Annotated in this window: 11 protein-coding genes and 1 pseudogene; 8 read left to right on the top strand and 4 right to left on the bottom strand. The window is 37.8% G+C overall.

What is annotated here, in order from left to right:
• The first annotated feature begins 222 nt into the window (after window positions 1–222).
• Window positions 223–1,455: a CinA family nicotinamide mononucleotide deamidase-related protein gene (locus tag ATG66_RS14170; RefSeq protein ID WP_098415937.1), complete on the top strand. Its 1,233-nt coding sequence runs from the start codon at window positions 223–225 to the stop codon at window positions 1,453–1,455.
• Between the two features lie 84 nt (window positions 1,456–1,539).
• Here ATG66_RS14170 and yfaE read toward each other — a convergent pair whose 3' ends face one another.
• Both yfaE and ATG66_RS20680 read right to left on the bottom strand, forming a co-directional pair.
• Window positions 1,540–1,818 (bottom strand): class I ribonucleotide reductase maintenance protein YfaE, encoded by a 279-nt coding sequence (yfaE, locus tag ATG66_RS14165; protein WP_098415936.1) that lies wholly within the window; start codon window positions 1,816–1,818, stop codon window positions 1,540–1,542.
• A pseudogene (locus ATG66_RS20680) lies at window positions 1,818–1,892 on the bottom strand (ribonucleotide-diphosphate reductase subunit beta); the annotation flags it as partial. The gene yfaE and the pseudogene ATG66_RS20680, both read right to left, overlap by 1 nt.
• 317 nt (window positions 1,893–2,209) lie before the next feature.
• Between ATG66_RS20680 and ATG66_RS14160 the strand changes: the two are divergent.
• Together ATG66_RS14160 and ATG66_RS14155 are read left to right on the top strand one after the other, a co-directional pair.
• Window positions 2,210–3,742, top strand: coding sequence for a hypothetical protein (locus tag ATG66_RS14160; RefSeq protein WP_143699708.1), 1,533 nt, complete (start codon window positions 2,210–2,212; stop codon window positions 3,740–3,742).
• Window positions 3,742–4,698, top strand: a complete 957-nt coding sequence (locus tag ATG66_RS14155; protein ID WP_098415934.1) for a hypothetical protein — start codon at window positions 3,742–3,744, stop codon at window positions 4,696–4,698. Before ATG66_RS14160 ends, ATG66_RS14155 begins: the two co-directional genes overlap by 1 nt.
• Window positions 4,699–4,743: 45 nt before the next feature.
• Here ATG66_RS14155 and tnpC read toward each other — a convergent pair.
• Window positions 4,744–6,170, bottom strand: a protein-coding gene (tnpC, locus tag ATG66_RS14150) for an IS66 family transposase (protein ID WP_098414497.1) whose coding sequence is annotated in 2 segments (ribosomal slippage) — window positions 4,744–5,978 and window positions 5,978–6,170 — 1,428 coding nt in all. Because the reading frame shifts where the segments join, the coding sequence is not laid out codon by codon here.
• Between the two features lie 89 nt (window positions 6,171–6,259).
• Between tnpC and ATG66_RS14145 the strand changes: the two genes are divergently transcribed.
• From ATG66_RS14145 to ATG66_RS14125, 5 genes are all read left to right on the top strand, one after another.
• Window positions 6,260–7,633 carry a site-specific integrase gene (locus tag ATG66_RS14145; RefSeq protein ID WP_098415858.1) on the top strand — a complete coding sequence of 458 codons (1,374 nt, stop codon included), beginning with the start codon at window positions 6,260–6,262 and terminating at the stop codon, window positions 7,631–7,633.
• Window positions 7,626–8,213, top strand: coding sequence for a hypothetical protein (locus ATG66_RS14140; RefSeq protein ID WP_098415857.1), 588 nt, complete (start codon window positions 7,626–7,628; stop codon window positions 8,211–8,213). Before ATG66_RS14145 ends, ATG66_RS14140 begins: the two co-directional genes overlap by 8 nt.
• Complete coding sequence (locus ATG66_RS14135) at window positions 8,206–8,613, top strand: hypothetical protein (protein WP_098415856.1); 408 nt, start codon at window positions 8,206–8,208, stop codon at window positions 8,611–8,613. The genes ATG66_RS14140 and ATG66_RS14135 overlap by 8 nt, the downstream gene beginning before the upstream one ends.
• Window positions 8,614–8,615: 2 nt before the next feature.
• The gene (locus tag ATG66_RS14130) at window positions 8,616–10,820 is read left to right on the top strand and encodes an ATP-dependent DNA helicase (protein ID WP_098415933.1); all 2,205 of its coding nucleotides are present in this window, start codon (window positions 8,616–8,618) and stop codon (window positions 10,818–10,820) included.
• A gap of 99 nt (window positions 10,821–10,919) precedes the next feature.
• Entirely contained in the window at window positions 10,920–12,167 is a 1,248-nt protein-coding gene (locus tag ATG66_RS14125; RefSeq protein ID WP_143699707.1) for a site-specific integrase, read from the top strand.
• 133 nt (window positions 12,168–12,300) lie between these two features.
• Here ATG66_RS14125 and ATG66_RS14120 read toward each other — a convergent pair whose 3' ends face one another.
• Window positions 12,301–12,501, bottom strand: a complete 201-nt coding sequence (locus ATG66_RS14120; protein ID WP_257145766.1) for a helix-turn-helix domain-containing protein — start codon at window positions 12,499–12,501, stop codon at window positions 12,301–12,303.
• Window positions 12,502–12,651: the final 150 nt, after the last annotated feature.

Here is a 12,651-nt window from a genome sequence, read left to right as displayed (position 1 = left end):
CGGGCTCACAATTATCTCTTAAAACATCAACCATTTAAATACTTGACCTTCATTTAGCCCTAACAAATCTCTCAGAGATCCGTCTAATAAAAAAGAAAATGGTAGATACCCAACAAGTAACCTCAAGATACCAGTGTTAATGTTCTGAATCCTGTAACTTGGTGTCACTGAGGTATTAGCACCACGATCAAATACAATTATGCTTATATTCAGGAGTCAGTTTTGAAAATAGCAATGCTTAGTACCGGTGAGGAAGTGCTTCACGGTGATATTATTGATACCAATGCAGCTTGGTTGTCGAGCTTGTTTTATCAGCATGGATTTGGTTTAACAAAGCGTTCAACCGTCGGTGACAAGCAGTCGAGTTTGATTGAAGAATTCTTAATGCTGAGTTTTAACAATGATGTTGTTATCGTTAATGGTGGCCTTGGACCAACCTCGGATGATATGAGTGCCGCTGCCGCCGCAAGAGCGGCAGATTGTAAACTCGTGCTATTCAAAGAGTGGCTGCAACGTTTAGAAAATCTTTATGCTAAACGTGGTATTCCAATGCCCGATAGCAATTTAAAACAAGCTATGCTACCAGAAACAGCAGAGATATTAGACAACCCAATAGGTACCGCATGTGGCTTTAAAATGCTAATTAACGATGCGGTTTTTTACTTCACACCAGGTGTTCCCAGTGAGTTTAAATTGATGGCGGAGACGCAAGTTCTGCCCGATTTAAGAAGGTTGTTTCCTGAGGTGGAAGGTGCTTGTTGCAGTCGTATTTACACATTTGGTTTATCCGAGTCCGTTATTTCGGATAAACTCGATCAACTTAAACTCCCTCAAGAATACGAGTTGGGTTATCGTTCTTATCTTCCTTTTATCGAAGTCAAACTGTTCGGTCCCGTAGATCAATTGGAGCAGCGTTTAAAGCTGATGCAAATTATTAATGGGCACTTAGAAACGAATACGGTCAGTATCGATGTACCTATGGTTGAGCATGCTGGCCAGTTGTTGGTTGATAAGGATTTAACGCTATCAGTATCAGAAAAGAGTAGTGGAGGGTATTTAACCTATTGGTTGAATGGTGACAAGAATGCAGAAAAGCAGTTTGGACATGGTTGGATATTATCAAATCATACGCAAGCGATTAATGATAATGGTGATCCATTAGCTGCAACTTTTGCTTTGGCGGGCGCAACGCGTGAAAAGTGTGCGACTGACTTATCTCTGGTGACTGGTCAAATAGATCAAGGAATATTCTCTATTGCGTTATCGACTCCGTCAGGCGAGTGGGGGGCGGTGTATAAGCTATCTAAAAAGTATCACCGAGATGATCAAGTTAAAGTTATCAGCACGGCCGCACTTGATCTGCTGCGCCGCTACTTGGAGCGTAAACCGATGTTTGCGCATTATGCGTTTTTAGAAAGAATAAAAGAGATGCACATCCCAAGCAGTGCGCTTTAGCTAACATGCTCAGCATCGTCGTTAAATAAACAAAAAGCCAAGGCAATGCCTTGGCTTTTTTCGGCTATGTTTTTACAGTGCTTGTTATGCGCGCTTTTCTTTCATCGCATAATTAACGCCGCTGAGTGACAAGTTAGATTTCGCTTTACAGATACAAGGCAGAATTTCATCACCTTGTGTGTAAGCCATTGCAAAACCAACATACTCAATTTCACCAGACACTAATTTGCAGCGACAAGCACCGCAGTGGCCATCGCGGCAATTATATTCTGGTAGTAAGCCTACTTGCTCCATAGTTTCCAAAATCGTATTGGAAGGATTGGATTCGATGCTTATCAGTTTGTTGATTTTGATCGTTGGCATTACAGCTCAAACCCTTCAAAGTCGTCCACACTTACTTGATTGTCAATTTGGCCCACAAGGTACGAGGAAATCTCTTAATGTTCACATAGAAAACTTTGACACCAAGAAAGGACGCTACTACTTTCAATGTATGGTTGAAGTTTTGTGAGTAGTTATCTACATGCCAAATGTCACGACTAGAAAGGTGGAACTTAAGTATGCAGTAGACAAATTGGGCAACCGAGCCTCAGAGTCTATCTTGGAAATTCCCTTTGAATATGATGCTGGCTCATTCTTAGACCTAATACTGACATACAGAAGAAAGCACCCGAAGTCATATAGATCGTCACAGGATTCATGTCTACGATTTTTGATATGTAACCTAACTGAACATGAAGAGCTGAGTTTCTTTTTGTCTAAAGCTTCAGAGGTGACACTGGAACAGTTGTGTTCACATAGAGCGTCACTATATCAACTCTTTATAGATAAAAACCTTCCATTATCTTATCCGACAGCACTATGCACTCTATTAACAAAGACAAATGCAAAACTAAAGTGTGGTCGGCCAGTTAGGACTTGGCCTAGGTTCAGAAGTAAGCAATCGGCTTCTAATAAAGCGAGACAGATACAAGAAAAAGACACTTTGTGGGAGGTATTGAAGAAACTTGATAGCACTGAGAATGCAAAAGAGAAGTCTCAAGGCGAAATAACATTGATCCACAAATCATACTTAAATGCAGCAGTTCATGATTTAAAATCTTATGAATTAATTCTCCAAAAAACGGAGCCGTTTTATAATAAATATAAATCTGACTTTCCATCTTACTATTCAAGAAAGATTATTTTAAATGTTTGCAATAGATTATCGCTTTCAAGAAGTATCGCAGGTTCAAGATTTCATCATTTTCACCCTTTAATGAGAGGGACTCTACCACCTAGAGTACTCTTAGCGGCACTTGTAATATTAAAGATTGAATATCCACTAAATACAGATGTATATTTAGACTTGACTGAATGTAATCTCACATTTAATCGAACTAGTGTAATTTTAGACGGCGCTATAAAAAATAAAACGTCTAAAGAATTACCTGCCCATACATTTACCAATCGAGAGCGTGACTCGTGGCTAGCTTGGAAGTTGTTACAAACACATTTTGAAAAAACGAAACAGATAATTGTACATTACGACATAAAAATGCGTAGAGAACAGCATCTTTTCGATTGGGTTTCAACAAGAAATGGAAGTCGTAATAATCCTTTAATCAGGTTTAACCTAAATAAAGATTTTCAATACTTGGTAAATAAAAGTTATTCTTTATTCATTGAAGAACACTCCCTAGAAAAAATAACGCTAGATGGATTGCGTAATTTAGTAGCCACCAAGCATTTCTTAGATGATGCGACAGTGGATGAAATTAAAATACTTTTAGCTCATGCAGATAGAAGAACGGCAGAGCATTACATTGAACAACATATCACCAGTGCATTTCTTCGTCATAATATATTGTGTTTTATGCGTGAATTTGAAAAGGCAAGTATAATTACAGTTGAAAGCAGTGAGCTATTTAATGTGGAAGTTACTACTGATACTAAAGGATATTATGAGATCGGAGATGGATCATCATGTATAAATCCCTATGACTCACCAGACTCACACCAAAGCAAAGGTGATCTTTGTAACGGAAAGTATTGCCATAGTCAGTGTAAAAATAATCGTATTGTTCTAAATCGCCAATCGATTTATCGGGCATTACTGAAGCGAGAGTATTATCGTAGTCACTATTTTTTCATGATTAGTAATAAAGAAAAATTTGAAGCATTCGAAGCTGAAAAAGTGGTTTTTAATGCATTGCTATGTGTTTTTATTCAACAGGAACGTCCAACTATTTATCGTCACTTTATGGAGATAATAAACAATGTTGAATCTAAAAAGGAAGATAAATAATGGTAGCATTAAATAATATTGATATTGTTTATATTGGCGGTGATAAGAAACAGCAAATAATATCTATTTTTAATGAAGAAATAATTATAAATAATCGCTTTCTCCATTTGATTAATAATGACGATCAACAAATTGTACTTTCTTTAAGTAGTGGAATAGAAGGAGCAATGAAAGAGAGAAAGTACATTCTATCTGACTATTATATTCCGTATCGTGGTGAATCTGTCCCGATAACTCAAACTCCATTTATTTTGCCTCTTTTAAAGCACCTTAATATGCTTGTTGATACTTTTCCTCCGACTTCTAATCAATCACATAAAAGTTTTCAGGATAATGTTAGAATATCATTACTTTGTATTGAATATTTTTCGATAAATGGATGCACTAGTATTGAATCCGTAGGAGAACGTTTAGTTAAAACATTCAAAGAAGAAATAATAAATGGTTGGTATAGTGCCTTAAAAATAAAGCAGAGATGGGATGCTCTTACCAATGAAATTCGTTCGAGAAACTGGTTTATAAAACGTAGCGAAATATCAAAAAAAAGCGGGTCTGATTATGCCTTTAATTTAATGGAATTCCGTCAATGTCTTGGTTCAGCAATATTTGGTCGAGGTTTGAATGATATCCCAGATGAAATAGTTGAAGAAATGGTATTGCCAGAGAAACTAAGAACACCTTATAAATACAATGGAAATATCACTTCAGAGCATGGATTTTCTTCACGATATTTTTTAGATTCTTTCGTTACAATCAATAGTTTGTTTTTTTGTTCAGGCTTAGACAAACCAATTTCTAATCCCGAAGTTCTTTCAAACGAAATGGCAACTAAAGAGCCTAGTCGAACTAAAATGCCGAGCATTTTCGAAGTCACCAGTACTATTCGTTTTCTTTATCAAGTGGTTGCACAGCATCAAACTATTGCTAAATCGCTTGTCGATGTCAAGAATATGTAATCGTTCACCAAGGTAACTTGACTCGATATTAACGGGGGGAACAGCCTATAGATCAAAGATGTTGGGGTACGGTCTCTTCGCCACAACAGCCGTGATGATCTCACTCAACACTGACATTGCCGACAAGCCACGTTTTTTGCAGGTTTCGATGAGGGTATGTATCCTACTGCGGAATTTATCGCCTGCATCCGAGGTCGTTCCGAAGCTGATTTTCCTTTGGATTACAAAACCTCTAATACATCGCTCAGCTTCATTATTGGTTAAGGGGATTGACACTATCTTGAGGAAAACCCACAAGCTCTCTCTATGTTTGAGCAGTAACTTGCATCGCCCCCGATATCGCTTGACCATGACATCAGTCCCTTTGCTCAACCAATGATCGAACGATTTCTGCAACCTACGCATTCTTCGTAAGTATAGCGCATAATTTAACTCATCTTGTTCATAACGATGCCGAGTATGGAAAATGGCGTTCGTCAGCAAACAAAGATGTCTGCCAATATAAGCGGTGTGGCCACCGCCACTATAATCCGCCATTTGCTGAAGGTTACGCTTCACATGTGCCCAACATAACTGATGACGGTCTGCGGCTATCCAGTTATAGCTAGGGCACTGGTCGCTGACCACAATGCCTGCATAGTCTTCATCAATGACCTTTTTCGCTGATGAGGTCGAGCGCGAATAAAGTATTTGCTCATAGACAAGGTCATCACTTGCCACTAACCAACACCAGCGAAGGCTTTGTTCATCATTTCTGTGATGAGAGGTCTCGTCAGCATGAATCAAAGGCGCTTTCTTTAATGCTTGTTTTATCGCTTGATGTAATGGCGTTAGCATTGAAGCGACTTTCGTTTGAGCTTCGCTGATCGCGCCAACTGAAAAGGTTGTGCCAAGCTGTTCTTTGAGAAGAGATTGGATTTTTCGAACACTGAGGTGATATTGCCCCGCAAGAACCCCAATGTAACTTAATAAGTTAGGCCCTATAATCCCTTGTGATGCATCGTCAGGCTTTTGAGCCTTGACGGCTTCTTTGCAGTGCCGACATTGACCTGAAAATAAACGGTATTCGGTGATATCGACAGTGGGCTTGGGAATATCAAAGACTTGGTGTCGGTAGTAAGGGCCGTCATGAACATCAATGTCAGACTGTTCGCAACAAGGACAACTATCAGGGAAGCAATCAATAATGATATCCGTGTCTTTTAACGGGGAAAGTTTTCGTTGATGCCCTGTGTGGCCTTTTTTAGCTCCTCTCGAATTGCGACCACCAGAGCTTTCATCTTTTTTCGCTCATGGCGATCTTTAGGACTGTCTGATGAGGGCGATTTTGAAGAGTTTTTGGAGCTAGTGGTAAGCTTATCTTCATAGTGCCTGAGCTGCTCCCACAGCTCATCAATAAGCACCTTAGCCTCATTCAGATCAGAGACTTTAGGTGGTGCGTCTTGGTATTTAGGAGCTTTTTTTCTAGTCATATAACTATGATGAAGCTCAAAAATGATCACTCAATACCTAAAGTGGGATCAAGTGCTAGAGGTCACAGTTTTTATGTCAATAGGGTTTGGTGAACACTTACAAGAATATAATTCTCGCTCCTGAGCTGGGTAAATGTAAGAGACAAAGTGCTCTTGAAGAGGTGATTTTTGGACAGAACTTCGTTCAAATAGGTAAAAGGCAACTCGCTATTGTTGGTTATCGTCAATTGAGAGAATCGACAAAAGAAAAGGCTACTAATAAATTCGGAAATGACTTAATTTCTCTTGGAGAAGCATACAAGATTTTCATAGCTGCTATTGCTAATTTATCGCTTATCTATACAGGATGGCGGTTAGAGGAAATTGTTAATAAAAATATTGGCATTAAGAGTGAAAATTTTAAGTTAGATACCATTTTTAACCTGACTGAAATATATAGATATATACAGAAGGAGGGAAAGGAAATTACAAACCGAGAGAAAGCAGTCGTGGGACCGTTTGTTGGTCATTTACTGAATTTACTAGATGAAGTAAATGAAAGAGTAGCAGTAAATTATGAACCAAATACGCCATTATTTTCCCCTAAATTAGCTAGTGTAGACTCTGCTAATACTAGCCTCGCAATTGAATATGCTGGATCAACAATGCAGCATAATCCTCTAAGGGCATTAGCTTTGGAAGAAGGCATCAAAATACCAACCCCTAAGCAATTACGTCGTTATTTTGCTGTTGCTTACTTTTATCAATTTGATAATCCTTACCTCTTAGCATTGTCAAAGCATTACGGACACGGTTCAATTGAAACGACCGAAATTTATGTCACAGATGCAGACTCTAGATCGATTGCTAAAGATATGAGAAATACCATTCCAGTTAAAATGCTCCCTTCTCGTTCCGATATGGACGATAGCCAATTTCGAAAAATTTTTAATGATGCTCGTGATAGTAAACTACGTGACCTAGTCAGTAAAGCGCTTGAAGAAAAGTCTCATGGCGGCTTTCAAGCAACATGTCGAGCGATGTTTAAAAAACTATACAGTGATGTAGAGTTTAAAGAACTGACGAAAGACGTTCAGGAGAAAGCAGCAGAAGATATTGCAGTTAATCTTAAAAATAAAGGGTATTCAGTCGAAGTATTCTATCATGCTAATTGTACCAATTCGGAAAAAATTGCCAATTATTCTGATGGTAATTGCGTTAATAAGACTACTGGCGATATTGAGAGACAGCATGCGGAAGCCACCTTATGTAAAGGCTGTGCATTTCATGACGTACAGACGCAACATATTGAGAATCTGAAAGTTGAACGTGACCGATTAAATGAAGAGTTAGACGATAGCTTTGACTTAAATGAGGTTTTTGGAGGTGGAAAAACGCTTCTAGAAATCAAACAAATTAAACAGAGTGTCAGTGAATTAGATCGAATTATTGAACTATATGAACAGGAGTCAAACATTGTGTAAAGTCAATTGCCGAGAAGAGCATGCTCGTGAAAATATTGTTAACAAAATAAATTTGATAAAGAACTGGTCTTCTAATGGTATCCCCATTAAAAAAGATGCCGATGGAAATGAGCTTTATATTAAAGGCGTTCCTCGTTTATATCGTATACCCGTAACGAAGGATGCCTTTAGGCGATGGAAAGACGTAAATTATCAAATTAGTTCAACCAATGATACTACATTTAAAAATTTTTTTAACACATCATCTAATGACTTCACTCTAACTCAATTAGAGTCAGAATTGAAAAAGCTGAAATTAAAATTTGAAGACCAATTATCGATATTTACTAAGTCAGGAAAGAAAGCTTTAGAGGAAAAAATTGCAAACCAAAATAAATTAATTAAAGTTCAAAATGATGAAATAGCTGACTTGATACTAGAACAATCAGAATTAAAAGGACAAATTTCAGATATCATGGAGCAAATACGTGATATTGAAATCTTCTTTGAAGCGAAGATCACAGCAAAAGATAAGGAGATCAAGAGACTCAACGACACACTTGGGCGTTTTCGTTCTTTGAAGGAGGTGCCGAATGGCTAAGACAAATGTAGAACGCGGCAAAGAAAATGCTCAAACACTACGTCAATACATAGAACAGAATGATACATTCCCCCTTTACCAAGGACGCTTAAATAAGCGCAAGCTGGTACTTGAACTTGGTTTGGGTGAAGCAGCTTTACAAAATGAAGATATAAAAGAACAACTAAATCAACTTGCAGTAAAGATTGCACAAGGAAATAGTAAAAAGTTACATCAGAGAAGAATTGGTGATGATAACAGTCATACAATTAGCCAGTTGCGTAAGTTGGTTGATTCACTTACGAAAAAGTTAGCATTATCAGAAGCTAAGTTAGATGAATACCGCCGTGCAGAAATCAGTCACTCTCACTTAATCAAAACAGGTAAGTTCATCCGACAAAAACCAGAATCTGAGGAATAGTGATGAAACAAAAGCTTTTTGTTGCTACAGGAGAACTTGAACAATGCGAAGGTACTGTTGAATCGATTCCATTTAGTCACGACGATTCGTATATTTTAAGACTTCGTCTTAATGATAATTCAAAAATTTCCGCTGTTATCGATTATGGACTGCTACTTGGTCCACCCATAGTTGTCGGCGAACACCTTAAACTTAAAGGTGAGTTCAAGTACAGCATGCAATTTGGTGATCAGCTTTATACTGTTGAAGTAAATCGTAAAACAATAAATAGCAGCAGTAATCTTGTTAAAGAATGGATTGCTCGGGACAGAAATATTCCTGGTGTCGGCATTGCCTCGGCACAGAAACTCGTAAGTACGTACGGAAATAAACTAATCGGCATACTAAATAGGCAAGATGTTGAACAAATTATGTCCGATACAGGTATCCATCCAACAAAAATTATCACTTTAATCGCTGCATGGAAGAAATATGATCAGGAACTAAGGACAATCAACTACTTAGTTGAAAGCAGTTTCCTTATGCTCTTTCCAAAAAATGTAATTAGTGCATGGGGTGATAATTGTAGAGAAATTTTAGAACGTGACCCTTACTACTTAAGTGCTTTTCTGCCTTTTGAAAAGCTAGACACTTTTGTGCAGACAAACTGGAATATCTGTAAAAATGACCAAAGAAGGTTAGTGGCTTGCGCTGAAGATATTTTGTACCGAAGCTACCAAGAAGGTGGGAATACAGCAATGTCTGCTAATGATCTTGACACAAAATTACGACAGAAAACTAAATACGGTATCGATACAATCACAGATAGCCAAGATGCATTCTATGTACATGAAAATGGCCTCGTACAATCTACAGGTGCATTTATTATGGAGTCTTACGTTGAACTTCGGCTAAATGAAATTGCAAGAACTCGTTTGTTTCCTCGTACATTTTCGGAAGAAAAACTTGAGTATTATCAACACTATTCTGGTTTTCCATTACACGCGAACCAGATAAATGCGATAAAAAACTCTGTGATTAATCCTGTGAGTATTATTCAAGGTGGCGCTGGAACAGGGAAGACAACTGTTATTGAAGCTATTATCGAGCAATACAGAGACACTGAACGGGAAGTTGTTTTGTTAGCACCGACTGGTAAGGCCGCGTTACGCATGCGAGAAGCCACAGGGAGGAACTCACAGACCATTTGTAAATTTGTTAGTGAGACAACTCGCTTTGGTCGAACTAGCCACTATCAAGGAGCCATTATCATAGTCGATGAATCTAGTATGATAGATCTACCGACCATGTATTCTTTGTTGTCGAGTATACCAAACAACATCAACTTAATCATGGTAGGTGATAATCGACAGCTCCCGCCTATAGGAGCTGGTTTAGTTTTCCAACTTTTGGTGAAACAAAATTGGATACCGCAAGCTAAACTGACTGTTACTCAGCGGCAGAAACTAACAGCGGGTATTCCTGATATGGCTCAAAAAATCTTGGATTACGAAGTACCTGAGTTTGAGCCGATGAAAAAAATTATGTTTGAGGGGGTTAGTTTCAAGCATGATTCTGATTTACAAAGCACGATTACTAATGCAGCGAAACTCTATGTAGCCATTCATTCTAGAATTGGTGACTCGATTAATTATGATTTGCAGTTGATTGCTGACACGAAAGCCACGGTAGCAGAGCTAAACAAGGAAGTTCAGAATATGCTTAATCCAATTTCTGGTGATGATTACGTTACGAAAGCGATTTATCAGCCTGATAAGACGATGTTTGTGGCTGGAGATAAAGTTGTATTTAATGAAAATAATTATGAGAAGAATTTGACTAATGGCGTTGTTGGAACAGTTTTAGAAGTATACCCTCAAGGTAAATTCTATGGGGTTTCAGGAGAAGTGGTCAAGTATGCGATAAAGATTAAATTTGAAGATATTGAAGATGATGTGTACTTAACTGAAACCGAATTTTATACACAAAAAATAAGCCTTGCTTACGCTGTTACTGCGCATAAAAGTCAAGGAAGTCAATTTCACACAACTATTATTGTCGCTAACTCCACATATTTGGTTGATAATTCTTGGATATATACAGCTATTACTCGTGCTAAACATGCATGTTATCTACTGGGAGATGAGGAAGTTTTTAGAAATGGAATAAAGACTGAAACACAGGCTTTAAAACGATTGACAGGAGTTGCTTTTGCTAAACATCATTAAAAATAACTCTTCTACATTATCTTCGAACTCATGTATTCGGGTTATTTACTCTAGGAAATCAGGCCGCGATTATCCCATTTTTATGGTGAAGATCATCGGGTGATACGTGATGTTACGTTTACAGTGCTTGCTCTGTTTCCAGATGGAGTTTCAATTGATTCATCAAGTCATGACCGAAATTGGATTTATGAAATTAAGCGGTTTTTATCCTATTTAATGGAGAATGATATACCTCTAGCAAGATGTAATGACAAGGTGTTGGAACTATATCGAGGTATAATGTTAGTGAAAGCCATAAAGAGTAAAAGTGGCAAGGCTAATGAATATAAAGCGAAACGAAGCGTTAATGTTTATTTAACATATATATACAAGTTTATCGCAAAGTACTATGAATTAGATCGAGTGGCTAGGCCTTTTTTGATTGGCTGTACAGATGACCATAGAATTAAATCAGGGATGTTTAACCATGAGGGAACAAGGCTCGATAGCTCTAATAAAGACAAAGAGCTAAAATTCTATCCTCTACTATTCAAGATTGCGAATGCATCGTCAACCCTCAACCCTCAAGATATACCTACTGATGCTGAATATTTCGAATTGTTAGAATGTATTGATGAAACAGCGAAATCTTCATTTGTTAAAAATAGAGACAAACTGCTTGTAAATATTGCTAGACATAGTGCATTCAGACGAATCAGTTTGAATAGCTTAAATGCTTCAGATTTTACTGACAATGTTATCCATCAAGCTGAGTCTGACGGCACTGCTCCCATCACTCCTAAAAAGCAAAAGTTCGGATATGGTAAGTCATTCGATCTTGATTATTCACTGCTTTTACAAATTCAATCTTACATTAACCATTCGTTGAAGCCTTATTTGGAATCAAAAGAATTATTGGCTAGTTGGGATGGCGCACTCTTTGTTAATACTACTGATGGTTGCAGAATGACGAAGAGGTATATGACACAAGCTATATCGAAATACTGCCGTAAATTGGGCTGGAAAAAAGGGAAAGTTATACATGCACTCAGGCACTTATTCGCGTCTAGTGAGTTTGAAGATGAGTATGAAAAGCAACTCCAAATTGGTGATAAAGATCCAAGTAGAGCAATGCGAGCTGCTAAAGTTCATTTGAAAAACAAGCTCGGGCATAATAGTCTTGCATCACAAGAAGCTTATCTAGTCTCGGCTAGGCTTCGTGAATCTAAAGCGTTTGAACAGAAAAAGCATGAAGCGGAAAAAGTTGAAGTTGCTTACCGAGCCAAACAGCAAAGAGAGCACCAAGAGGTTGAGAGCAAGCTGGAATTGTTAAAGAATAATCCTCATTTAGATATAGACTTTTTTTAAGAGAACGTTATATGAAAAAACACCTGCTAATAAAGCTTCTTTTCTGACGGTTGTAACTTGCTCATGTAACGCTAGTTAACTTCTCTTTTGGCAAGGAAATTGGTGCGTTGATTAAGTTATTGATTATACTTATTTATTGGTGTACATCGTCTACTTTAATCATTTCCTCAATATGATTTGGATCTTCAGAAGGTAAGAGATCGTGTATTGAGCAGTCTAAGTGGGCAGCCAATATGTAAACCTTTTCCAATGTTATTCTCTGTTCACTCCGCTCCAGTATGCCGACTAACTTCTTGTTAAAACCGCACGCTAAACTAAGTTTCTCTTGGGAAATTTTTTTATGGTTCTCTGGGTATGTAGCTTTTTTGCAAACTCGCGCACTATCTTATTCATTTTTATGGATTTTAATTTTTAGATACTTCGAGATGAAGTTGTTTTCAGATTTACCTCCTTTTTCCTACGTTGATCTTTCTATTTCAACCCA

The organism is Vibrio sp. ES.051, from assembly GCF_002563795.1.
GTDB lineage: Bacteria > Pseudomonadota > Gammaproteobacteria > Enterobacterales > Vibrionaceae > Vibrio.
This window is presented reverse-complemented; position numbering and strand designations above follow the sequence as displayed.

Excerpts from the sequence above, each read along its gene's own strand:
- yfaE (WP_098415936.1), bottom strand. The coding sequence starts at position 1,818 with ATGCCAACGATCAAAATCAACAAACTGATAAGCATCGAATCCAATCCT.
- ATG66_RS14155 (WP_098415934.1), top strand. The coding sequence starts at position 3,742 with ATGGTAGCATTAAATAATATTGATATTGTTTATATTGGCGGTGATAAG.
- ATG66_RS14135 (WP_098415856.1), top strand. The coding sequence starts at position 8,206 with ATGGCTAAGACAAATGTAGAACGCGGCAAAGAAAATGCTCAAACACTA.
- ATG66_RS14130 (WP_098415933.1), top strand. The coding sequence starts at position 8,616 with ATGAAACAAAAGCTTTTTGTTGCTACAGGAGAACTTGAACAATGCGAA.